Origin of the sequence: Paenibacillus pinihumi DSM 23905 = JCM 16419, assembly GCF_000422505.1 — a bacterium.
In the GTDB taxonomy this organism is placed as follows: Bacteria; Bacillota; Bacilli; order Paenibacillales; family Paenibacillaceae; genus Paenibacillus_D; species Paenibacillus_D pinihumi.
This window is the reverse complement of the sequence record NZ_AULX01000023.1, coordinates 1-20,437: the sequence shown is the minus strand read 5'-3', so window position 1 is coordinate 20,437 and position 20,437 is coordinate 1. Positions and strand designations below refer to the sequence as shown.

At 49.6% G+C, this 20,437-nt stretch carries 35 protein-coding genes; 32 read left to right on the top strand and 3 right to left on the bottom strand.

Annotated features, from left to right (window positions below; genetic code table 11):
* Positions 1 to 117: 117 nt before the first annotated feature.
* The 25 genes from H583_RS32160 to H583_RS32130 all read left to right on the top strand — a co-directional run bounded on the left by H583_RS32160 (position 118) and on the right by H583_RS32130 (position 15,597).
* Positions 118 to 1,011: a hypothetical protein gene (locus tag H583_RS32160; protein WP_245585867.1), complete on the top strand. Its 894-nt coding sequence runs from the start codon at positions 118 to 120 to the stop codon at positions 1,009 to 1,011.
* 207 nt (positions 1,012 to 1,218) lie between these two features.
* A complete protein-coding gene (locus H583_RS0106810) occupies positions 1,219 to 1,425 on the top strand; it encodes a hypothetical protein (protein ID WP_028559809.1) in 207 nt (68 codons plus the stop codon).
* Positions 1,426 to 1,439: 14 nt separating this feature from the next.
* On the top strand, positions 1,440 to 1,676 hold the full coding sequence (locus tag H583_RS0106805) for a hypothetical protein (protein WP_028559808.1): 237 nt from the start codon (positions 1,440 to 1,442) through the stop codon (positions 1,674 to 1,676).
* 169 nt (positions 1,677 to 1,845) lie between these two features.
* A complete protein-coding gene (locus tag H583_RS0106800; RefSeq protein ID WP_154665819.1) occupies positions 1,846 to 2,184 on the top strand; it encodes a crossover junction endodeoxyribonuclease RuvC in 339 nt (112 codons plus the stop codon).
* Positions 2,181 to 2,348 (top strand): hypothetical protein, encoded by a 168-nt coding sequence (locus H583_RS36515; protein ID WP_154665818.1) that lies wholly within the window; start codon positions 2,181 to 2,183, stop codon positions 2,346 to 2,348. The genes H583_RS0106800 and H583_RS36515 overlap by 4 nt, the downstream gene beginning before the upstream one ends.
* Positions 2,345 to 2,749 (top strand): class Ib ribonucleoside-diphosphate reductase assembly flavoprotein NrdI, encoded by a 405-nt coding sequence (gene nrdI, locus H583_RS0106790; protein ID WP_028559806.1) that lies wholly within the window; start codon positions 2,345 to 2,347, stop codon positions 2,747 to 2,749. The genes H583_RS36515 and nrdI overlap by 4 nt, the downstream gene beginning before the upstream one ends.
* A complete protein-coding gene (locus H583_RS32155) occupies positions 2,721 to 3,518 on the top strand; it encodes a DNA-methyltransferase (protein WP_245585866.1) in 798 nt (265 codons plus the stop codon). The genes nrdI and H583_RS32155 overlap by 29 nt, the downstream gene beginning before the upstream one ends.
* A gap of 58 nt (positions 3,519 to 3,576) precedes the next feature.
* Entirely contained in the window at positions 3,577 to 5,649 is a 2,073-nt protein-coding gene (gene nrdE / locus H583_RS0106780; protein WP_245585865.1) for a class 1b ribonucleoside-diphosphate reductase subunit alpha, read from the top strand.
* A 34-nt stretch (positions 5,650 to 5,683) separates the two neighbouring features.
* On the top strand, positions 5,684 to 6,010 hold the full coding sequence (locus H583_RS0106775) for a hypothetical protein (protein WP_028559804.1): 327 nt from the start codon (positions 5,684 to 5,686) through the stop codon (positions 6,008 to 6,010).
* 18 nt (positions 6,011 to 6,028) lie between these two features.
* Positions 6,029 to 7,024 carry a class 1b ribonucleoside-diphosphate reductase subunit beta gene (nrdF, locus tag H583_RS0106770; protein WP_028559803.1) on the top strand — a complete coding sequence of 332 codons (996 nt, stop codon included), beginning with the start codon at positions 6,029 to 6,031 and terminating at the stop codon, positions 7,022 to 7,024.
* 72 nt (positions 7,025 to 7,096) lie between these two features.
* Positions 7,097 to 7,444 carry a hypothetical protein gene (locus tag H583_RS0106765; RefSeq protein ID WP_028559802.1) on the top strand — a complete coding sequence of 116 codons (348 nt, stop codon included), beginning with the start codon at positions 7,097 to 7,099 and terminating at the stop codon, positions 7,442 to 7,444.
* Positions 7,437 to 8,198 carry a dUTP diphosphatase gene (locus H583_RS0106760; RefSeq protein WP_245585864.1) on the top strand — a complete coding sequence of 254 codons (762 nt, stop codon included), beginning with the start codon at positions 7,437 to 7,439 and terminating at the stop codon, positions 8,196 to 8,198. Before H583_RS0106765 ends, H583_RS0106760 begins: the two co-directional genes overlap by 8 nt.
* 40 nt (positions 8,199 to 8,238) lie before the next feature.
* The gene (locus H583_RS36510) at positions 8,239 to 8,376 is read left to right on the top strand and encodes a hypothetical protein (protein WP_154665817.1); all 138 of its coding nucleotides are present in this window, start codon (positions 8,239 to 8,241) and stop codon (positions 8,374 to 8,376) included.
* Positions 8,373 to 9,116 carry an FAD-dependent thymidylate synthase gene (thyX, locus tag H583_RS0106750; protein WP_028559800.1) on the top strand — a complete coding sequence of 248 codons (744 nt, stop codon included), beginning with the start codon at positions 8,373 to 8,375 and terminating at the stop codon, positions 9,114 to 9,116. The genes H583_RS36510 and thyX overlap by 4 nt, the downstream gene beginning before the upstream one ends.
* A 13-nt stretch (positions 9,117 to 9,129) precedes the next feature.
* Complete coding sequence (locus H583_RS37860) at positions 9,130 to 9,531, top strand: 3D domain-containing protein (RefSeq protein WP_051236117.1); 402 nt, start codon at positions 9,130 to 9,132, stop codon at positions 9,529 to 9,531.
* Complete coding sequence (locus H583_RS37135) at positions 9,524 to 10,705, top strand: hypothetical protein (protein ID WP_051236115.1); 1,182 nt, start codon at positions 9,524 to 9,526, stop codon at positions 10,703 to 10,705. Before H583_RS37860 ends, H583_RS37135 begins: the two co-directional genes overlap by 8 nt.
* Complete coding sequence (locus tag H583_RS0106735) at positions 10,706 to 10,930, top strand: hypothetical protein (RefSeq protein ID WP_028559799.1); 225 nt, start codon at positions 10,706 to 10,708, stop codon at positions 10,928 to 10,930. It abuts the gene before it with no gap.
* Positions 10,927 to 11,145, top strand: a complete 219-nt coding sequence (locus tag H583_RS0106730) for a hypothetical protein (RefSeq protein WP_028559798.1) — start codon at positions 10,927 to 10,929, stop codon at positions 11,143 to 11,145. The genes H583_RS0106735 and H583_RS0106730 overlap by 4 nt, the downstream gene beginning before the upstream one ends.
* On the top strand, positions 11,142 to 11,825 hold the full coding sequence (locus H583_RS0106725; RefSeq protein ID WP_051236114.1) for a nucleoside/nucleotide kinase family protein: 684 nt from the start codon (positions 11,142 to 11,144) through the stop codon (positions 11,823 to 11,825). The genes H583_RS0106730 and H583_RS0106725 overlap by 4 nt, the downstream gene beginning before the upstream one ends.
* Before the next feature lie 492 nt (positions 11,826 to 12,317).
* A complete protein-coding gene (locus H583_RS0106715; protein ID WP_028559796.1) occupies positions 12,318 to 13,259 on the top strand; it encodes a methyltransferase in 942 nt (313 codons plus the stop codon).
* Positions 13,260 to 13,262: 3 nt separating this feature from the next.
* Positions 13,263 to 13,868 (top strand): DUF4942 domain-containing protein, encoded by a 606-nt coding sequence (locus H583_RS0106710; protein ID WP_028559795.1) that lies wholly within the window; start codon positions 13,263 to 13,265, stop codon positions 13,866 to 13,868.
* A gap of 2 nt (positions 13,869 to 13,870) precedes the next feature.
* On the top strand, positions 13,871 to 14,236 hold the full coding sequence (locus tag H583_RS0106705) for a hypothetical protein (RefSeq protein ID WP_028559794.1): 366 nt from the start codon (positions 13,871 to 13,873) through the stop codon (positions 14,234 to 14,236).
* On the top strand, positions 14,233 to 14,664 hold the full coding sequence (locus tag H583_RS0106700) for a hypothetical protein (protein WP_028559793.1): 432 nt from the start codon (positions 14,233 to 14,235) through the stop codon (positions 14,662 to 14,664). The genes H583_RS0106705 and H583_RS0106700 overlap by 4 nt, the downstream gene beginning before the upstream one ends.
* Complete coding sequence (locus tag H583_RS32135; RefSeq protein ID WP_051236111.1) at positions 14,664 to 15,074, top strand: RNA polymerase subunit sigma; 411 nt, start codon at positions 14,664 to 14,666, stop codon at positions 15,072 to 15,074. The genes H583_RS0106700 and H583_RS32135 overlap by 1 nt, the downstream gene beginning before the upstream one ends.
* Complete coding sequence (locus H583_RS32130) at positions 15,055 to 15,597, top strand: hypothetical protein (RefSeq protein ID WP_051236109.1); 543 nt, start codon at positions 15,055 to 15,057, stop codon at positions 15,595 to 15,597. The genes H583_RS32135 and H583_RS32130 overlap by 20 nt, the downstream gene beginning before the upstream one ends.
* Here the strand turns inward: H583_RS32130 and H583_RS0106685 are convergent.
* Complete coding sequence (locus H583_RS0106685; RefSeq protein ID WP_028559792.1) at positions 15,580 to 15,789, bottom strand: helix-turn-helix domain-containing protein; 210 nt, start codon at positions 15,787 to 15,789, stop codon at positions 15,580 to 15,582. The two genes, H583_RS32130 and H583_RS0106685, sit on opposite strands and share 18 nt — an antisense overlap.
* Before the next feature lie 155 nt (positions 15,790 to 15,944).
* Between H583_RS0106685 and H583_RS0106680 the strand changes: the two genes are divergently transcribed.
* The 3 genes from H583_RS0106680 (at position 15,945) to H583_RS32125 (ending at position 16,685) form a co-directional block, all read left to right on the top strand.
* The gene (locus H583_RS0106680; RefSeq protein ID WP_028559791.1) at positions 15,945 to 16,124 is read left to right on the top strand and encodes a hypothetical protein; all 180 of its coding nucleotides are present in this window, start codon (positions 15,945 to 15,947) and stop codon (positions 16,122 to 16,124) included.
* Positions 16,111 to 16,314: a hypothetical protein gene (locus H583_RS0106675; protein ID WP_028559790.1), complete on the top strand. Its 204-nt coding sequence runs from the start codon at positions 16,111 to 16,113 to the stop codon at positions 16,312 to 16,314. The genes H583_RS0106680 and H583_RS0106675 overlap by 14 nt, the downstream gene beginning before the upstream one ends.
* A gap of 140 nt (positions 16,315 to 16,454) precedes the next feature.
* Positions 16,455 to 16,685, top strand: a complete 231-nt coding sequence (locus tag H583_RS32125) for a hypothetical protein (protein WP_028559789.1) — start codon at positions 16,455 to 16,457, stop codon at positions 16,683 to 16,685.
* A gap of 13 nt (positions 16,686 to 16,698) precedes the next feature.
* Here the strand turns inward: H583_RS32125 and H583_RS0106665 are convergent, their stop codons facing one another.
* Positions 16,699 to 17,202, bottom strand: coding sequence for a YhjD family protein (locus H583_RS0106665; protein ID WP_028559788.1), 504 nt, complete (start codon positions 17,200 to 17,202; stop codon positions 16,699 to 16,701).
* Between the two features lie 153 nt (positions 17,203 to 17,355).
* On the opposite strand from H583_RS0106665, the gene H583_RS36505 reads away from it, so the two are divergent.
* The gene (locus tag H583_RS36505; protein WP_154665814.1) at positions 17,356 to 17,532 is read left to right on the top strand and encodes a hypothetical protein; all 177 of its coding nucleotides are present in this window, start codon (positions 17,356 to 17,358) and stop codon (positions 17,530 to 17,532) included.
* Between the two features lie 383 nt (positions 17,533 to 17,915).
* Here H583_RS36505 and H583_RS0106650 read toward each other — a convergent pair whose 3' ends face one another.
* Complete coding sequence (locus H583_RS0106650; protein ID WP_028559787.1) at positions 17,916 to 18,158, bottom strand: hypothetical protein; 243 nt, start codon at positions 18,156 to 18,158, stop codon at positions 17,916 to 17,918.
* A gap of 186 nt (positions 18,159 to 18,344) precedes the next feature.
* On the opposite strand from H583_RS0106650, the gene H583_RS0106645 reads away from it, so the two are divergent.
* The 3 genes from H583_RS0106645 (at position 18,345) to H583_RS0106630 (ending at position 20,147) form a co-directional block, all read left to right on the top strand.
* Positions 18,345 to 18,890, top strand: a complete 546-nt coding sequence (locus H583_RS0106645) for a GIY-YIG nuclease family protein (protein ID WP_028559786.1) — start codon at positions 18,345 to 18,347, stop codon at positions 18,888 to 18,890.
* A 124-nt stretch (positions 18,891 to 19,014) separates the two neighbouring features.
* Positions 19,015 to 19,170: a hypothetical protein gene (locus tag H583_RS37130; RefSeq protein WP_169456468.1), complete on the top strand. Its 156-nt coding sequence runs from the start codon at positions 19,015 to 19,017 to the stop codon at positions 19,168 to 19,170.
* Between the two features lie 542 nt (positions 19,171 to 19,712).
* Positions 19,713 to 20,147 (top strand): helix-turn-helix domain-containing protein, encoded by a 435-nt coding sequence (locus H583_RS0106630; RefSeq protein ID WP_028559784.1) that lies wholly within the window; start codon positions 19,713 to 19,715, stop codon positions 20,145 to 20,147.
* Positions 20,148 to 20,437 lie beyond the last annotated feature (290 nt).

Genomic DNA, 20,437 nt, shown 5'->3' with positions numbered 1-20,437 from the left:
CGCTCGCTGACCGAAGAAATTGCCGAAGCGTTCCGCACGCACCTTGACGAATGGTTCGGACGGCCGGAAACGTATGACGACGGATTGGACGCGCAGATTCACAAGTGGTATTCGGATGTGCTTACGGATAAGTCGCGCAAAGTATGGCCGCCCAGAAATTCACCGTATTTCTCGCCATCGTCCGCTAATAGCTGCCCGCGGGAATTGTACGAAAAGCTCCGTAAATCTAAACGGGATGTCCGCGTTACGCCTCCGCATCAAGGCCGATGGACTTCGATAGGTACGGCGATCGGCGACGTGATCCAGCGGGAACTCCTTTTCGCGGAGAAACATTTGCCGGGTTCCCGATTCAGGTTCGAACGGAATGCGTTAGCCGAGCCTATGTTCGAGGACTTCGCGAAGGTTAACCGGACTGTGACTCATAACGGGCAGACGTTCGCGCTGTTCGGGACGTGCGACGGTATCATGCGATATGTTGCGGAGTCGGGCGAAGTTATCCGGATCGGCCTCGAAGTCAAATCGAAGCAGACGACGGCCGCCACCACGTCCGAATTTAGCCAGCGGAACGGCCCGAAGGAGGATCACGTAAAGCAGACCGTTTGTTATTCGGTCATGTACGGGACCGAAGCGGAGCCGATCGATTATTACGTAATGCTTTACGTAAACGCATCGAAGAAATCGTGGGAGATGACGGCCGAGGAATATCGGAAGAATCCTGATATCGCCGTACATTGCATCGAGATTACGGACGAAATGCGGACGAAGGTTCTCGACCGGTTCGCGGGGATCGTTAAGGCGGCGGCCAATTCCGAGGCCCCTCCGCTGGACATTACGAAATGGACGTTTAACGGATTCAAGTCCGCGTGTGCTTCCGGGTTGTCCGCGTCCGAGTTGGCGGAGCTTGAGCGGCAGGTTGCGGCGGTGCAGCGGTCAAATCTAAAAGACTTCGTAAAGCGGCAATATGCGGAGGCGCTTGAGGATATTAGGAGATTACGTGGGGAGGCGTTTTAAATGCAGAGACTATTATGTAAGGCGGAAACTGATGAGTATTTTACACAGGGAAAGTTGTACGGAGTAATAACGCGTAAAGTTGATTGTTTCGTAGTCATAGACGATGAAGATAATACCCATTACCTAACAGTCGAGCCGGATTCCCACGGAGTTAGTTACAAGACGTGGTTCGAGTTGGTAGAGGCAGACGGAGAGGAGGCGGTTTAAATGGAAATCAAGCAGAATGGCGATAGATTTACGTTAGAGTTGAGCCGTCCTCAGTTAACGAGGATTGCCTTAGCAATTGGTGCACAACCTCCGGAGTGGTTCGTACGTGAGGCGAAAGATTACGTTGGAATTGATTGGAGCGTAACTGCCGATTGGGGTAATGAGTACCCCGAAATGCTCTCCGTGTTGGGGATCGACGTAGAATAGGGAGGCGAGCGAGTATGAAAAAGTTGCTGCTAATCGTCCTTGGTATAATAATAGGCTTCGTTTTATACGCACTTGCTTTCGTAGCTTCCCTGTTGTTTGTTGCAATTGTTTCTGATGTTTCCGGCGGCACTGCTGGTTTGATGCATTACCTTGCATTAGGTGTAGGCTTGGTTATGTGTATACTCGGCGGTATTCATTCCGCTTTAAAGGAGGCTGTTCACTACGGCACAGACGAAAAGGCCCCGAAGTAAACCTGATCCTTCGGACATTTACGTAGGCTTCGACATCTCGTTCACGTCGCCAGGGTTCGCGGCCATTTCGGTATCAAATCGTATACCAACGTTGCTTGAAACGTCATCAACTACGACGGACTCCAGCCAACCGGACGGCTTCCGTTTCGCGCTAATCGAGGCGTGGGCGATGATGCGTGCGAGTAGGTATCGAATTTCCACAGAAATCATCCGCGAGGACTACTTACGGCCCGCGAACAAGCGGCAGGGGCAGACGATATATGGCGCGTGGGCGGCCGTCGACTCCGGACTTCAACGGGTAGGACTCCGCGTAACAGCCGAGATTAACGCCACGACCGTTAAACGCATCGTAGGTGGACACGGTAAGGCAGATAAGTCCGAAGTAGCGGACGGCGTGCGGAGGCTGCTACGGTTGCCTGCGGACTATGTATTCGCCAACGATGACGAGTCCGATGCGGCTGCTATTATCCTCGCGTGGCTAATTGATAACGGGCGGATCGACGTATGAGTACGGATTGGGATAAACGGTATCTGGCGAATTTAAGACGCGAGCTGGAGCAGATTGATTACGCGATTCGGATTCGTACGGAGGACATTACGAAATTATCGGAAATACGTTCGAATTTGATTACGGAAATCTCACGTAAGGAAGCGGAGGGTTCCGTCAAATGATAATCGCCTACTACTCAATCACCGGAAACGTCCGGAGGTTCGTCCGTAAACTCGAAGCCGGGGGACGACTACCTCCGGGCCGGACGGTGGACATATCGGAAGCGGGCGTAAATGAGCCGATAGCCGAACCGTTTATCCTCGTGACGCCGACGACAGGCTTCGGGCAGGTTCCGGGTCCGGTCGCGGAGTTTGCGGAGATTAACCGTACATGGCTCCGAGGAGTGGCTGCGAGCGGGAATCGAAACTTCGGGCCGATGTACGGAAAGGCTGGCGACATGTTGACGGAGCGATACGATATTCCGCTACTGCTTCGGTTTGAGCTGGCGGGGACGGATCAAGATATACGAAATTTTAACGAAGGAGTTGCGTGGATTGCCGAAACAATCACTCGGGGAGATTGAGCTTAACCGGATTTATCAGCGAGATTGTATCGAGGGTATGCGGATGATTCCGGATGGAAGTATCAATGTTGTTTTAACAAGTCCGCCATATAACATCGGTAAGGAATATGAAAAGAAACAACTCCTTGAAGTCTACGTGTACTGGATGACTCAGGTCATAGACGAGTGTGTTAGGATCATCAACGACAACGGATCCATAGTATTTCAAGTCGGGAACTATGTGAATGACGGCGCTGTGTATCCGTTAGATTGTATTTTGTACCCTGAGTTTGTTAAACGTGGACTCATTCCAAGGAATCGAATTGTTTGGACGTTTGGACACGGGTTGCATTGCACTAAACGATTCTCCGGAAGGTATGAAACTGCATTATGGTTAACCAAAACAGACGATTATACATTTAACCTTGACGCAGTACGTATCCCGCAAAAGTACCCAAATAAAAGGCACTATAAAGGCGTCAAAAAGGGAGAGTTGTCCGGAAACCCATTAGGTAAGAATCCGTCTGATGTATGGGAAATATTAAACGTTAAGCATAATCATCCTGAGAAGACAAACCATCCTTGCCAATTTCCATTAGACTTTGCTAACCGGATTATTCTATCCCTTAGTAATGAGGATGACGTTGTACTGTATCCGTTTATGGGCAGCGGAACAACAGCAGTCGGGGCATTAATGCATAAACGGAAGTTTATCGGTTTTGAGACGGAGCGGGGATATGTAGAAATAGCAAATAAACGGCTCGACTCACTAGAGCTACCACAATCATAACGAGGCTATCGCCTTAAATACGAAGGAGTGACGGATCATTACGAAATCTCATATCGAATTGAACAACGAAATTAAACAGCGTGGCGAGGACGGATTTTACCGGCTCGACCGTGACCAGGCGGCCCTTGACGTTTTCTTGGCGGAGGTCGAAGCTAAGACACGGAAATTTGACGGATCGGTTGAACGGTTAGAGTGGCTTATCGACAACGGTTATTACTACGATGTCATCGAGCAATACGGCGATGCGGAAGCGACCGAAATCGTTCACCTGTGTTATTCGTATAATTTCCGTTTCGCCTCGTACATGGCCGCGTCCAAGTTTTATAAGGATTACGCGCTCAAAACGGATGACAAGGCGGAGTACCTCGAAGATTACGAGCAGCATGTTGCGATTGTGGCGTTATATCTCGGGCAGGGCGATCATGGCCTAGCGGAAAAGCTCGCTAGAGGAATGATGGAGCAGCGGATTCAGCCCGCGACGCCAACGTTTATGAACGCGGGGCGTGCGAGGAGGGGCGAACTGGTATCGTGTTTCCTACTGGAGATGGACGATTCGCTGAATTCGATTAATTACGTATTAGGCACGTGTATGCAGCTTAGTAAAATCGGTGGGGGCGTTGCAGTCAATCTGTCGAAATTGCGCGGGCGTGGCGAACCGATAAAAGGCGTTGCGGGAGCGGCTAAAGGCATCATGCCCGTAATGAAACTAATGGAGGACGCGTTTTCTTACGCAGATCAGATGGGCCAGCGGAAGGGGTCCGGAGCCGCGTATTATAACGTGTTCGGCTGGGATGTCGTGGACTTCCTCGATTGCAAAAAGATCAACGCAGACGAGAAGTCCCGTATCAAAACGTTGTCTATCGGGCTGATTACGCCTAACAAATTCTACGAACTGGCGGAGGCTAACGAGGACCTTTACGTATTCGCACCGCATTCTGTATTTCAGGCGTACGGGAGGCACTTAGACGACATGGACATAACGGACATGTACGAAATTCTGCTCGCTAACGACCGCGTACAGAAACGGAGAGTCGGAACGGCTCGCGAAATGCTGACGCGGATTGCAACTACGCAGATCGAGTCGGGTTATCCGTATATATGCAATATCGACAACGCGAATGAGCAGCACGCGCTTGGCGAGTTGGGGCGGATCAAAATGTCAAATCTATGTTCGGAAATCATGATGCTGCAAGAAACGTCAACCATCGCTGACCTCGGCGAACCGGGAACGGAGTACCGCCGCGATATCTCCTGCAATCTCGGCAGCCTGAACATTGTCAACGTAATGGAGTCGGGAGACATCCGCGAATCCGTTCATACGGCGATGCGAGCGTTGACGGCAGTCTCCGACATGTCAGCGATCCCGAACGCGCCAGGCGTAAGGCGTGCAAACTCCGAGCTCCACTCGGTCGGACTTGGCGCTATGAACCTTCACGGGTTCCTTGCGAAGAACGGAATTGCATACGAGTCGGAAGAGGCGCGTGATTTCGTCCGGACATTCTTCGCAGCAGTTAACTTTTATTCGATTGAGGCGTCAATGTTGATCGCGAAGGAGCGTGGGCAGACGTTTGAAGGGTTCGCCCTTTCTGATTACGCCACCGGAAAGTATTTTGATAATTACGTTGCGGAGTTGTTTCATCCGAAAACGAGTAAGATCGAGATGCTTTTCGCCAAGGACTACTTACCTACGCCTCACGATTGGAATCGACTGGTAGGCGACGTTTCCGAATACGGACTGTACCACGCGTACCGGCTCGCAATCGCACCAACGCAGTCTATCTCGTACGTGCAAAACGCTACCCCTTCCGTAATGCCAATCGTAGAGCATATCGAAACACGCACATATGCTAACGCCACGACGTATTATCCGATGCCGTACCTCTCACCGCAGACTCAATGGCTGTATAAGTCCGCGTATAACATCGACCAGCTCGCGCTTATCGATTTGATTGCGGAGATTCAGCCGCATGTGGATCAAGGGATATCTACGGTGCTGCACGTTAATAGTGACGTAAATACGCGGGACTTGGCGAGGATGTATATTTACGCGTGGAAGCGTGGGCTGAAATCGCTCTATTATACGAGGACGAACCGACTGGCTGTCGAGGATTGCACAGCGTGTCAGGTGTAAATTCACGCTTCAAGACATGAGGAGGGTCTTAATTATGAAAAAACTATCTGAGTTAGAGGTAAATGAGAATATATTTTTTAAAAGGGTAAAAGAGCCTTTTGTTATTAAAGCAAAGGGTGAGAATTTTCTGATTGCCGTCCAAGAATCAGGAGAGCAGTATACCATTGTTGATGTCGTTCAAGAAATATGCGGTCCCCACGACAGACTTTTCAATTTTTACAATTTCAAGGAGCAAGAGAGTATTGATATGTTATTGCACGACATAATCCATCGAGTCAGGGGATTGATTATATCCGAAAGGCACCGTGCAAAAGTATCCGACGTTATCAACTTAAGAAAAACACTCTCGTTATCTAATTAATCAGAAGGAGAGGATTTTATTAAAGCCGCGAATTGGAATTTACCGGAAGATTACGTATTAATGTTTTGGCAGCAGAATCTCGCTCAGATGTGGGTTGATACGGAGTTTCCCGTTTCAGACGATGTTGCGGACTGGGAAGCGGCCGCCGAAGCCGAACGCACCTCGTACAAATACGTATTGGCAGGTTTAACCGGATTGGATACGTTGCAGGGCGGCGAGGGCATGCCGTTACTTGCGGTACACACGGGCGACGAGCGAAAACGCGCCGTACTTACGTTCATGGCCGCCATGGAACAAATCCACGCCAAATCGTATTCGACGATATTCACTACGCTGGTTCCGTCGGATGAGACGCGGCGGCTACTCTCCGAATGGGTCCCGTCCCAACCGCAGCTCACGTTTAAAGCCGAAATGATTAGCCGTCATTATCGTGCGCTACTCCGGCCGGACCCGTCCAGACTCGATATTTACATGGCGTGCGTGGCGTCGGTATTCCTCGAATCGTTCCTATTTTATTCCGGATTTTATTATCCGTTGTATCTGACGGGGCAAGGCCGCATGACCACGTCCGGCGAAATCATCCGTAAAATCCTGCTGGACGAATCGATACACGGAGTATTCGTCGGAATGCTGGCGCAGGAACTTTATGCCGAGCTTACGGAGATGGAACGAGAGGAAGCGGCCGAGCGGACGGAAACGTTACTCGACGAGCTATATCGTAACGAACTCGAATATACGGCGTTGCTATACGATGAGGTCGGACTGACCGACGATGTGGTCCGGTATATCGAATACAACGCGAATAAAGCGTTAAACAACCTCGGACTCGAACCGGCGTTTGCGCCCGAACCGTTCAGTGCGATCGTACTCAACGGATTGGATACGGGGACGAAGCATCATGATTTCTTTTCGCAAAAGGGCGATGGTTATGTAATGGCGCTGAATGTTGAACCGATCCGCGATGAGGACTTTATTTTCGAAGGACGTACGGAACACTCTCGCCTATACGGTTAAATAAGTAGATTCGGGGACACGTGTCCCAATTCGGGGATTTTACGCCCTTATAACAGGTAAGGAGGCGATGAGGTGGACGGGTTTTCTGTGTTGAATACGTTAGGCGGCGGAGTGACCATGGAACTTTATGGATGGGCGATGTTCTTAATTGGATTCTTAGGCATCGTTGGCGGCGCTTCGCTACTTTCCGGACTAGAAGAAGAAAGCGGCGGTATGGTTAGTTTTGGGTTATGTTTCTTGGTAATCGTAGGAGTTCTGATATTTTCCGGAGTAGCAAAACACGAAGTACCACAGCCGACCCGTTACGAAGTCACCGTTAACCCCGGCCACGTTATCGACGCGGCACGGTGGGAAATCGTAGAGCAGCGCGGGGAGATTTACGTAATTCAATCGAGAAAAGGAGCGGATGCAGATGAGTAACGTTAGTCACAGAGAGGTCGCCCGAAATGCGGAATCTGGAGAGCGCATCCGAATCACTGCGTTGAGGGGTCCCTACAAGCGTCACTCTCCAGAGATTATCGGCCTAGAGACGATTGTAAACGAGAAGTCTCGATTTAACGATGGATCAGTGTTTACAGAGTTGAGCTTTAAAAATTCAGAAAGTACGGGATTTCTCGATGCTACCTATGTAGACTACGTTGTTTTAGAAGAAGTACCAGGTATGAACGTAAAAATCCACCGTCTTTCCGAACACGCCCGTATCCCCACGTACGGGTCCGCAGCCGCAGCGGCCTTCGATCTCTACGCAGCAGCCGACGTAATTATCGCGCCAGGCGAGACGAAAAAGGTTCCGCTTGGGTTCGCAGTAGAGATTCCGGACGGGTACGAGATGCAGATCCGGCCACGGTCCGGAGTCACTTGGAATACGAAGCTCCGCGTAGCTAATTCTCCAGCTACAATCGATAGTGATTTCCGCGGGGAAGTCGTAGTCATCCTCGATAATACACATAGCGGCCGATATCCGGATGGGGCCGTTCACAAATACGGATTTACAATCGACGGAAAAAGAGCAACAGGGATGATGTATGGGTCGTACCTTATCCGCCGTGGCGACCGCATCGCCCAAGCGTTGGTGCTTCCGGTCCCGCGGGTAACTTTCGAAGAGGTTGCGGAATTATCGGATTTGACGGAGACTGCGCGGGGCGACGGAGGCTTCGGGAGCAGCGGTGTATAAGTGGGAATATTCCGTAAGTATGAATTGGAGGTGATGTTCCGTGAAAGAATTCGCGCTGGCGCATCCGTACATTACGTTCTTCTCCTTTCTATTACTTCTAATGGCAGTTACGGAAGTATCAGGTCATATTGCACAGGTACGTATTAATAAGCACACGAAAAAGGAGGACGAAAATTGAACGTAAAACTAATCGCACATACGAAGTTGTCTGACGAATTCATCGCCGAAATCGAAGACACGTATCTCAAACCGCACACTCCCGACGGAAAGGTGAATCACCGGGCCGCCATCGCCCTAATCGCAATTCGCACGTGTTATAGTCCGATGAAACCGTCCGAGATTCTTCCGTCCGAGAGCGGTAAATACTTCGGATCGGCCGCGTCAGATGGCGAAGGAGGCGCGGAATCCGACCGCCTGTTCCGACATATTATCCGCAGCAAACATACGTCAACTCTCGAACATATCACGTATACATTCGCGGTCGAAGGCGTATCGCGGGCTTTGCTGGCGCAACTTACACGGCACCGTATCGGATTCAGCTATTCGGTTCAATCGCAGCGGTATGTACGGTTCAGCAGCGAAGATAAATCCGGTGGATTCGATTATGTAACACCCCCGTCAGTTAACGAAGACTCCGAAAGGTTTCGAGTATTTGACGTAGTTATGAACGATTTACAAGCGGCGTATGACGAACTGAGAGCGCTGGGTGTTCCCGCCGAAGACGCTCGTATGGTCCTCCCGAACGCGGCAGCTTGCAACCTCGTCATGACCGTTAATCTACGGGCATTGCTTGAATTTTACGCTAAGAGACGGGCAGGCTCCGGCGCACAATGGGAGATTGCGGACCTGTCCGAGAAGCTTCGCGAAGAGGTGGCGAAGGTCGATCCGTGGACGGCGAAGTTTTTCGAATGTCCCTAATATCGTAGTCTCCGTGCTACTTACGGCTCTACTCGTAGCTGCGGAAGCAATCGGAATCGCTCCGAAACCAGAATCGGAATGGCACACGTTCGAAGCTACGGCTTACACCGCGAATTGCCGTGGCTGCTCGGGTATCACAAAATCTGGCGTTGACGTAAGAAAAACCACGGAACACGGTGGCCGCACGGTAATAGCCGTTGATCCCCGTGTGATTCCGTTAGGCTCGGCGGTTGAGATACGATTGGATGACGGAACGATTATCGAAGGGACCGCAGAGGACGTAGGTGGGGCGATCAAAGGCGCACGTATCGATATATTACACGGAAGCCGCTCGGCAGCTATCGAATTTGGGCGGCAGAAAGTTGAGTTACGGATAATCAACAAAAACAAATCGGAGGGTGATACGAATGAGTAACGGAAAACAATTTACGTGGGTAGCGGACGAAAAGTTGACGGGATGGGAACGGGCTTATGCGGAGGTTAGGCGAGTAGCGGCACTCAATGAGCGGATTAAGATGACACTCGGTAATAAAATATTTAAGGCTGGAACGGTTATCCGTGTTCACCTCAATGCCGTAATCGGACCGTTCGGAATTAAATATGTAGACGGTGTTTGTGGTACGTATGGCGGGGAATACGTAGTCCTCGAACCGACCGATATCGTCCGTAAAATCGATGAGACTGCGGAGTATCGTTTGGTCGACCGAAACGGCCGTAAGGGTGAATATCTCGTATTCGAGTGGGGTACGAAGAGCATAATCGCAGGCAAGCCGTACTTAATCGTTGGTGCCGATCATGACGGCGGGGAATTTAAGGATGAGAAAGGCAGTAGTCGTTGGCAACGTAACGGACTTAAGCCAAAACACTACGTACTCGAACCGACTATACCCGTAACCAGCGGTGTATCCGCCTCTTCGCCTGACTGCCTCGATGCACTTGCCGCTGCTCGACGGAACATTGCGGACCTTCAACGGAGAGTGTCCGAGTTGGAGGCGGAAGTTGCGAAGCAGGCTATTAGTCTTCGGGATGCGGCGACTTCGAAACAAGTCGTAGCGTCTATCGGAGCGCTGTCGATATTGACTCGGGAGGACGTCGTTAAGCAGGCGAAGGCTGACGTAGCGGATTTGCGTAAATTTGCAGGTACTAGGCCTCCAGTAAACGGAGGCTTGCGTGAAGTGTTTTACCCGCACACAGACGGTAATGAGGGTTACCTCCCGATATATCGCGTTGAATACGTAGTTAATCGAAATAAACGTACGGTGGTTGCGTTAATTCGAGGTACCTCGGATACGCGTGCTTGGGCAAAAGGCATAGCAAAGGCCGCGCCAGGCGACGTATTCAATGAGGCAATCGGCAAGGCAATCGCACTTCGCCGGGCGTTGGGACTTCCGGTTCCTTCCGAGTATCTTAACGCGCCGGAGCCGGAGGGTGTGCGAGTAGGTGACGTCGTAACTTTCGCGGGTTATCGCGTTGTTATAAGGCCGAATACCGAGGTATGTAACTATTCGAGAGGCACTGCGTCTTTAGGCAGTGTTGTAGCAAATCAAGGAAATATTATCGACGATTCCGACCGGGAGGTGTCCGCGTAAATGAGCGATACTCAACATTTAGTCTACGTAATCTACCGCGATGGCAAACCGGTCGATCCCGCAGGTGGGCGGCCTGCTTATTTAACGGAGAGTACGGCGCGGGCACAGATTACGCATTTGTCAAAACGGGAAGTCTCCGGTTATTGGCAGCCGGAAAAAGCTGCGGAAGTAACCGCGGATAAAGCACGATACACAATCGTACCTTACGGGAGGGTTCCGAATTGAGCGACATTTCCTCCGCTATTACCCGCCTGAAATATCTGACGAGGCCGGACGCTAAAATAACGATCCGCACCGTATGGTCAAACGGCCGATCCGTCCGTAACTACCAGAGTCAGGATAAGCCGGGAGCGTACGTAGTTACCCGGACGGCTCCGGAAGGTTACCGGAAAATGACGATGATTTTAATAGACGAAAGTAATGAGGAGGCGGCGGAATGAGTGATTTTAAAACTTGCGATAGTTGTGGAGAACACGTCAAATCCCCGTACGGCTTTCAGCAAGACGGCGTGTGGTATAGCGGACATAAACGTTGCATGATCGGATCTGTTCCGAAGAAGACTCATAATAAATCTCTGCCGAACATTGCGTTAACTGGCGGGCTTCGCGCAGGCAAGGATAGTATAGGCAGCTATCTTTGCGAGCGATACGGATACACGCGGTTTGCGTTTGGTGACGGCCTGAAAGACGATTTCCACCGCAGGTATCCCGAGATTCCCCGCACGCCAAAACCCCGCGTAGGCTACCAGAATCACGGGCAACTTATGCGGGAGTTGATTCACAAGGATATTTGGGTGAGCGAATGTTTCCGCGACATCAAACACGCAAAAAGTCACCGTTACAATACATTCCGCGCGGTGATTTGCGATTTAAGACAGATGAACGAGTACGCCCGCTGCCGCGAGGAGGGGTACGTAATCATCCGGGTAATCTCCCCGGAAGCCCTCCGTATTCATCGGGCCGCCGCGTCGTCCGATACGTTTAAGTTGATGGACCTGACGCACGAGACGGAGCAGTATACGAACGGCTTCGAGGTTGATTACGAAGTGATTAACGATGGAACGCTGGCGGATTTGCAGCGGAAAGTTGACGAGATTATGACGGAGTTGACTTCGACTTAGTCCGCGACGGCTTGGCGGGAGGTTCGGCGGCTTTTGGTTGGTGCTTGCTGTCCGGAGCCTCGTACCCGGAAAGTTGGAACGTATGCCATCCGTTGTCATTTCCGGAATCTACGTACCTCGTTGTCTCATCGTACTGTATTTCGTTATCCCGTAGAAACTTACGAGCCATTGCGTAACCACGTACGACGTCAAACCGGTAAGGGAGTACGTCAGTCAAACGGACTACCTCGAGCCGCGCGATACCGATCCGCTTATTCACCTTATCGTACCCGACGTATAAGGGGATGTGTCCTTTTCCGGGCATGTCAAGTTTCATACGGAGGCCCACCGAAAGACAGAGCCGCCCGTACTTGTCTACGGTTATGTACGGATCAGAGCCGCGTGTAGCTACGTTACTATGCGCAATTATCGTCATTACGAATCACCTCACGAAAGTTTTAACGTAATTATACGATTTTTGTTACGAGAGATCAACAATAGGGAGGCGTTATATTGATCTACACAGATAACAAAGATTTTTACCCAACGCCGCGTACATTATTTGACCGCTTAACAGAAGGCACGCGCATCCATGGCCGTATATTAGAACCGTCAGCCGGTAAGGGAGATCTCGTTCAGTACATTCAGGATAGGCGCGGGCACGGCGATCCGCCGCGAATTGATGCGATTGAAAATGATCCTCGGCTCGTTGATATATTAACGGGAGCTGGTGTATCTGTCGTTTGGGACGATTTTTTAACTTACGAGACGTATAAAGAGTACGACTTTATAGTTATGAATCCTCCGTTCTCAAACGGCGTTGCCCATGTATTGAAAGCACTGGAGATCGCAGAAAACCAACTTTCATACTGCGAAATATTCGCGATTGTGAACAAAGAAACGATTGACAACGCATTTTCAACGAGGCGGCAAGAGTTGCTGTGTAAACTGGAATCACACAACGCTAGTATACGATATGTAAGCGGAGCATTTTCTGACGCTGAACGAAAAACAGACGTAAAAGTAGCGTTAATTCACGTCAAATTTCCGAAGGACGGTGGTGGAAAGTCAATCTATGATAAGATTCCGTTTTTCAACGCTAATGGCCCGTCTACCATAGCGGCAGAATTGGAGACAGCAATGTCTACTTACGTCAAACCTACAGAATTGACGGAGAGGTTACGGGACGTAGAGCGATTAGTAGCCGAATATGAGACAGCGGTAAGCCTGATAAGAGAAGCCCACCGCACGTCGACCGCAAAGCAATCGTTTTTGAGCTATGTATCTAATGTCAATCGAGGACGGTCGAATTCACTTAGATACGTAGTCCAGACGCGAAAAGCGGTTGACTCGGAGGATTTGCGAAACGAAATCGATAAACTACGTAGCGAGTATTGGGAATTGATACTCGGTACTGACGACTTTCGCAAAATGCTTACACACGAGGCTATATAAAAGTTGAGCCGAAAACTAGAGTCAGCAAGCGAGCTGGAAATCAACCTTACAAACATCCGTATGCTGTTAATAGCACTCGGTGCTAACCAACGGGACATTTTAATAGAGAGTGTCGTCTCCATATTTCAGAAGATAACGGACTGTCATATGACAAGTTACTCGTCTAATGTCCATTACTACAACGGATGGAAGACGAACAGCTCCTACAAAATCAATAATAAAATCATTATTCCGATAAAATACTCGCCATTCGACCGGTGGGACTTCAATGTAGATTACGAAAGAGTTAATTGGGACGTCCGGCGGTGGATCGATGACATTATCAAGGCGCTACAACTAATTGACCCAACCGTAAGTAATCAATTCAATTCATTATCGTGTCAGGAGTTTGAAAACGACACACTTCGGTTCAAGATGTTCGGAAAAGGCACAGTGCACGTGTGGTTTAAAAATCCGAAACTGCTGGCGCAGTTAAATTATATTTGCGGTAGTCATTTCGGTTGGATTCCAAGTGAGGGCGAGCAGAAACACAACCCAGAAGCACGAGAATGGGTAGCACGTGAGTTCGGGGACATTGGCGAAGTTAAGTTACTACAGGAGGCGGTGTAAACGTGAGCAAAGCCGTAAAGTTATCGAAATTCCCCGTGACCAGTCCGAGCGGTGCGGAGTATAGGGTTACGATTAAATACGACTATTTCGTAATCATAGGCGACTATAAGTGCGATGAGATATGGCGAGTCTACATCTACGAAAAACGAAATACGTGGGGGCCTTTTCGATTCAGACGTATAGGGCGTTACCGAGCTGATTATTCGGATTACTCGGATTTAGTGGAATTAGCGTCGGACGCTGTTCTTGAGTACGAGAAGGATGTCGAAGCCAAGAAGCGGGAAAGCATCAAGAAAGCGGAACTCGCCCGTAAACAGGCCGAAGCCGCCGAAGCATTCCGTAAATGGGACGGTAAGGTGAGGCCGTGACGTCTGCCGAGAAACAAGAGTTGCAGCGTAAATACCTTGCGCATTTCGTTAGTAAAACCGAGACACTGCCACGTACAGAAGTGGTGTATATTCTCGAATGGTTGCGTGAGGATGAAGACGCATATAATCGGTCCTATCGGATTATCGAAATCGAACGCTATATAGAAAGGGATAACCGAAGATTACAGGCCGAAGCGTCCGCAGAAGCCGCGTGGTTAGCGAAGGCGCGCGAAATAGAACGCGTTAAGGAGAAATGGTGGGCGCGCGGAGCTACGTGGAAAAGTATCGGAGAGTGTGGCGTTTACGGAAGTGAGTGGACATTTCCGGAATATTCCGAAACATTTCGCTGGTGGAGTTATGAGACGCTAGACGAGACGTTGAATAACATACGTAGTTTTAATGATAAATTAACGGAGGTGTCCGAGTAATGGGCGGAACAAATATCGATTTAACCGAACAATCACGTAAATACACGGTAAAATACGCACTTAACACGGCTGCGGGCGTAAAGAGCCTGCTCCGTGACCGGCACAAAATCGGGCTGCGGCGGTTCACTGGCGATACGGCCGCATCCGACATCCTCATCGATTTGGCGTCGGCAATTAACTCGGCTGGCTTAACGGAGCGGCAGACTGAGGCCGTCGCGCTGGTTTACGGTCCGTGGGATTTGACGCAGGCGGACGCGGCCGCCGTAATGGGCATCACGAAACAGTCCGTAGGTGACTTTATACACGGAGCTGCCCGTCGGATCGCCGCTGTATACGAACGTTGGGAATATGGAGAAGTCGAAGTAATTGCGGAAGAGGAGGACGAAACCATTGACGAAGCCCACGTTTAGAGGCCGAAAAGATCACACGGCCGAATTTGAGCGAGCCGTAACGGACATTATCAATAATTTCATCGTAGACAGAGGCGAGCGGGTGCGGGCGGTAGGCGCGTTGATTGACGAATATGTAGCGGAGGTTGGCGGCCGACCGAAACCCGCACAGCTCGAACGGTTAACGGACTACCTCTTATACGAGGACCTCGAAGGCGACCGCCGCACGAATAAGACGACGGACGAGTATCCGGTGCTATCGGAGCGGCAGCTTGCCCGCCGGGAAGACTACGAATACTCGATCGACCTCGCGGACGGCTACGATACGGACGGGCGAAACCGTACTAAACCTGCCCGCCGTCACCGGATCGCGCGTGAAGAACGGTTCGTAGACAAATTATCCCGCCAGAAAAACCGCGCCCGCAACGAGCAGTATCGGAGAGACACGTCGCCCGGGCCGGTAACCGCAGACGCTACGGAGCCTTTCGTACAGGCTCGGCAGCAAGCGGCGAGGTGGCGGGAATCATTAAGTGTCGTCTACTGATACGAGTAGCTCCGCCGGAGTCACGTTAAAATAACCGCATAGCTTTTCGAGCAAATCGCGTGGGTATCGCTCCATTTCGTTGTTGTACATTTTACGTACAGACTCGAAACGGTAGTCGATGGCCCGCGCGATTTCTCGTACACTCACACCGCGAGATTCCGCAAGCTGTCGTAAATTTGATCGGATTTGCATAACGATACCCTCCTTATATTACGAGTTTAAGCCGACACGTAAAAAGTGTCAAATAGATGTTGACACCTTAAACGAGTCATGCTAGTATTAAGTCATCGAGTGACACGTTAAACGAGTCAATTATGCCGGCGGGCTTACGCGGGGAGGTAATGGGGATGGACGATATGCAACTCGAAGTGAGATTTCAGGACGAGGTATTCGGAAATCCTTCGTACCGATTTGAGAATTGGATGGAGGATGGGTTATCGGAAGACGATTGCTGGGACCATTATTACGATTTATTCACGGAGTGGAAAGTAACTCAAAAGGGAGGTCAGGGTAATGAAAATGGTTAAACATCAGAAAATTGCACTTGATAACGGTAGTTTTGAAGATGTGTACGAAGGGGATTGGAACTTTGATGAATCCAAGCCTTACGAGATGGTTACGGATCCTGCGCACGATTACGATTATAACTTTGATGAAGCAGCTGCGGTCGAGAGAATGTATGAAGCATCGTTTCATCGCACAAATCCGATTGAATAACACAGGCCCTTCTGGCCTTCCGGAAAGGATGACGTAAAAAGAACGTTGAATTAACGGACTGCCCGCAGGTTTTGCAGGATCGCGTAAAATGGTCGAGGGAACTTATACCCTCGAAGGTTATCGCAGTAAAAAAGATTCAATTGACACAGCTGGAAGATGAAACTGGCACCGTAACAACGGTCAAAGTCTATCTTCAATTCGGCTACGGAATAAACATCCTGTCAACGCGTGTAACAGACGGGGCGGCTGACCCGGTTTTTGACGGTGAAGTGTTCTCAAATAATATAAATGGAGGCGACATAATTACGATCATCGAAAGTGCCGATTTCATTAAGGATGAAGTAAAAATGCTTCTCCGTAATTTACCGTAAACAAAACGCCTTCTCATGCGCGAGAGGGCGTTGTTTTCGTTTTTTCCTCGTCAAACAGCCCGCTCGAATACGCTGCGATCCGTTTAATCACTTCGCCCCGCGCATACTCCCGCGTAACTCCGAACTCTCCCTTGTATCCCCGACAATCGTACGTAAACTGCGCCACACCGTCCACTTTGTCGCCCTCACGTAAGTAGATGTTAGCCCGGAGTAACTCCCGTTTAGCCCGCGTCAAATCGTCGACCACGCATCGCAAAATCGTGTCCGTCGTGGCCTGGTACAAGGGCCGCAGCGTGTGCGTCGATTTAGCGATTTGCCGCCGGTTAGTTTCGATGACATATCGAACCATCGGGAGTATTGCGCAATCGTGCAGCAACGCCATTTCCCCGCGTGTAGGCGGTTCAATGACGGCCTCCGCTTCGGCCCGCGCCCGTAAAGCGAGGTACTGTTCGCGGAACTCCGGTAATATCATGCGCATCGATTCCCAGCGGCCATTTCCGGTCAACTTATTGGACAATTCGGATCACTCCCGTTATTGCTTCGTTAGCAGTAGTATGTACGAACGAGTGTTCCGTAGTCAAATGGAAATTAACTGTTGACTTTATCATACAACGACTGTATAATTAAGCCATAAGGAACTTAAAACGGAAACAGAAAAGGAGCGGTAAAAATGAACATTCAAGAACTGCAAGTACAGGTAAAAGAGGGCGTAGTAATCCGCGAGGTGGACGGAGTTATTTACGCGGATTTCGTAGAAGAGAACGGCGATGAGTTCCGCTTGACTCAATCGACGGATATTAACGAAGTAACCGCGTACCTGGAGGCGCACGGCCTACTGGGGGAGTGATTCCCCCTCTTGCAGGCGTTGCCGAAGCCGCGGACATTCTCGGATGGGATAAGCGTAAAGTTGCGACGTATGTTAAGAGAGGGGTATTTCCCGCGCCGATCCAGCGGTTAGCGTCAGGGCCGTTGTGGACACGGCGGCAGATCGAAGATTTCTCGAATGGGAGGAACACGTAATGGATACACAGGCGGAGTGTCCTACGGAAGGAACGCGGCCGAGGCGGGGTTTAACGCCACTAATGACGCGCGGAAGCATTTTAAGCTGGCGACAATTTCACGCCAACGCCATCTACACAGAACGGAAGTCAACGACAACAGTCCGGTACTCTGCGTGTTCAACGGACCAAAATTAACGTAAGAACCGGCCGCCGTCGGTTCTTTTTTGCGTTACCTCAAATAAGCAAACGTGCAAGCCCCGTACATAAACCGCTCTCCCTTTATCGTAATCACAGTATCGACTACGTTGCCTCCGTCCTCCTCCGTAATCTCCTTTATCGCCTCAATCCGGCCACTGCCGATTAATTCCCCGTCTTGAAATACGAGTACAGTCCGTTCTTCCATCGCAGCCGTCCGCAGGTGCAACAACGAGGGCAGCCGCTTGAATGGGCGTTTCTGATCTGGTATGTTCATGATCCGCTTAACCTCCACGTTAATATTTACGTATAATATTCGACGAATTAACGGAAAATCCTCCGCAACTACCTTACTTTTCCCGAATTATTTGGCTACGGGTATTGAGAAAAATTTCAAGGTGGGTGACGAAGGGGCGGGTAAACTCCGTCCTACCTTCCTAATACCATTTAGGAGGAAACCCGTATGTCAATTACCGTGTCATTACCGGAAGTGTATTTGGAAGCAGCGCCAAGAGAAATAAGGAACAAGAGCATGTATGATCTGCCTGGAGTTTACGTCTTCTACGATGACCGGAATGTCCCGTTATATGTAGGTAAAACGGTAAGCTTCAAACGGAGAATTTCTCGGCACTCTATGTCTTCTGATTTCTACCACTTTTCTTCTCACGTGCGGTTGTACCTTGTTGAGAACGAGTACGAAAAGGATATTTACGAGACTTACCTTATATCAACGTTAAAGCCCGAGTATAACAAGGCCAAAACGTTCTACACAAGGTTAGATTACGAAGATATGCTGCACGAAGTCAATGAAAGGATCACCGAAGCGAAACGAGAAATAGCGGAGCTTGAGCGAGAGGAATTCGAAGAAGATGATAGCTTCGAGGATACAAGCGACAGCGAATCGCTAGGTGACGTCCTTCGCATCCAAAGGCGGTTAATTGAGCTAGAACGTGAGTTAGCACGTCTATACGCCAGAAAGGGCGGGTTGCTGGGACGTTTCAGCGCGTAAGCTATCGCTAGTTGAATAAACACAACAACCGACATTTGTCGGCTTTTTTTTGCGTTGACAAACGAATGTGTCGGGTACACTCCGGCCGGTTAGCGCTAACACATCGAAAAGGGGACGATTGTACATGGCCGATATTGGCGAAGTAAAAGTAAACGTAAATGTATCCGAGGCTATCGCGGGACTCAAAGCGCTTCAACGCGAGGCACGGAAAGCAACCGCAGCATTGGCGGAATTGAAAGCAGCGGCTGACGCGTTAAAGGGTGGTGGGGCTGATGAATAAACACCTGCATGTTTCAAAGACGGCTCTCACGGTATTTGACTACTTGACGCGATTTATTCAAGACCCGTCATACCTACTAAAAGGTTACGCGGGTGGCCCGGAATTAACTAAGACAGATATTTCTGAGTTAACAGGGTTTAGTATCGGATACACACGTAAGCTACTAAACAGTCTGTGTGTCGCAGGGTACCTCGGCTATGTCGAAATAGGTCACACAGTGAAGTTACAAATAAATCCGAACAAATATGTTAATCCCGAGATTGCGCCAAGTGATTTTGTAGTCTCATTGTATCTGTTACATGAACGTCAATCTTCCGAAGTGGAGTGATATCTGATGAGTAATGCTTACTTATTTTGCTATTCGCCTGCAATGTTTCGGTTTCTTGTATCCGCAGGTCACCGGTACATTTGCGTAGGTGTAAACGAACGGACTGGTGGGCGTTTTTGGTTATTCGAAAAGTCTGATGCAGTGAGACGGTCATTGGACGAATATAGTGACCGTAAATAAAACTTAATATGTGGAGTGGGGAGCGTGTGGAGTGATGTTTAATTTTGAGCCGACGAGAGATTTTACGAGAGTGCATAACGCTATTTTTACGTTATATACGAGACTGCCTGACTTTAAATCGAGTCACGCGATGTTGTACGTGTACCTAATGGCCCGCAGTAATCCGCAATACGGGTACGCATTTCCATCAACGGAAGACATAGCGCTCGCGCTGAATTGCGGAATAAACCAGGTTGTATCGTACAAGCGGGTGCTAAAAGACTACGGATTAATCGTAACTAAGCGGCACTCGACGTACGGAAACGATATGTATTACGTAAAGCCTCCGATAACGGAAGAGGCGGAATTTTACGGACGATTTCCAGAAGCGCGTGAACATTACGAGAAGCGTTCAGAACAGTTCGCAGCACGAAAATCCAAACCGGAGGAAACCGAACAAAAATCGATATATGACGGCATCAATTGGTAATTAAAGGGGCGGATCACTATATCGGTGATTAGCGTATCACTAAAACAGTGATCCGGCTATCACTATATCGGTGAGGTATAAATACTTACGTTATAAATACCTACGTATAAATACTTACTAAATAATAGCGAATATGAAAAACAATTAGGCGGGAAAAACATCCGCCTAGCTTCGGGAAGGAAAAGCACCTTCCCTCAGCAGCTTTTCTTACGTAGTCCTTTAAATAAAAAGATAAGAGATGCGTAAGTAAAATAGTCCGGACAGCAGCACGGTTTTGGCTGCTGGACGAA

Coding starts and splice junctions, on each gene's coding strand:
- H583_RS37130 (WP_169456468.1), top strand. CDS start 19,015: ATGGCCGATATTGGCGAAGTAAAAGTAAACGTAAATGTATCCGAGGCT.
- H583_RS0106675 (WP_028559790.1), top strand. CDS start 16,111: ATGAAAATGGTTAAACATCAGAAAATTGCACTTGATAACGGTAGTTTT.
- H583_RS0106725 (WP_051236114.1), top strand. CDS start 11,142: ATGAGTGATTTTAAAACTTGCGATAGTTGTGGAGAACACGTCAAATCC.
- H583_RS0106800 (WP_154665819.1), top strand. CDS start 1,846: ATGATGCGTGCGAGTAGGTATCGAATTTCCACAGAAATCATCCGCGAG.
- H583_RS0106760 (WP_245585864.1), top strand. CDS start 7,437: ATGAGTAACGTTAGTCACAGAGAGGTCGCCCGAAATGCGGAATCTGGA.
- H583_RS36515 (WP_154665818.1), top strand. CDS start 2,181: ATGAGTACGGATTGGGATAAACGGTATCTGGCGAATTTAAGACGCGAG.
- H583_RS0106810 (WP_028559809.1), top strand. CDS start 1,219: ATGGAAATCAAGCAGAATGGCGATAGATTTACGTTAGAGTTGAGCCGT.
- H583_RS36505 (WP_154665814.1), top strand. CDS start 17,356: ATGAACATTCAAGAACTGCAAGTACAGGTAAAAGAGGGCGTAGTAATC.
- H583_RS0106805 (WP_028559808.1), top strand. CDS start 1,440: ATGAAAAAGTTGCTGCTAATCGTCCTTGGTATAATAATAGGCTTCGTT.
- H583_RS0106645 (WP_028559786.1), top strand. CDS start 18,345: ATGTCAATTACCGTGTCATTACCGGAAGTGTATTTGGAAGCAGCGCCA.
- H583_RS0106680 (WP_028559791.1), top strand. CDS start 15,945: ATGGACGATATGCAACTCGAAGTGAGATTTCAGGACGAGGTATTCGGA.
- H583_RS32135 (WP_051236111.1), top strand. CDS start 14,664: ATGGGCGGAACAAATATCGATTTAACCGAACAATCACGTAAATACACG.
- H583_RS0106685 (WP_028559792.1), bottom strand. CDS start 15,789: ATGCAAATCCGATCAAATTTACGACAGCTTGCGGAATCTCGCGGTGTG.
- H583_RS0106775 (WP_028559804.1), top strand. CDS start 5,684: ATGAAAAAACTATCTGAGTTAGAGGTAAATGAGAATATATTTTTTAAA.
- H583_RS0106735 (WP_028559799.1), top strand. CDS start 10,706: ATGAGCGATACTCAACATTTAGTCTACGTAATCTACCGCGATGGCAAA.
- H583_RS37135 (WP_051236115.1), top strand. CDS start 9,524: ATGAGTAACGGAAAACAATTTACGTGGGTAGCGGACGAAAAGTTGACG.
- nrdI (WP_028559806.1), top strand. CDS start 2,345: ATGATAATCGCCTACTACTCAATCACCGGAAACGTCCGGAGGTTCGTC.
- H583_RS0106650 (WP_028559787.1), bottom strand. CDS start 18,158: ATGAACATACCAGATCAGAAACGCCCATTCAAGCGGCTGCCCTCGTTG.
- H583_RS0106630 (WP_028559784.1), top strand. CDS start 19,713: ATGTTTAATTTTGAGCCGACGAGAGATTTTACGAGAGTGCATAACGCT.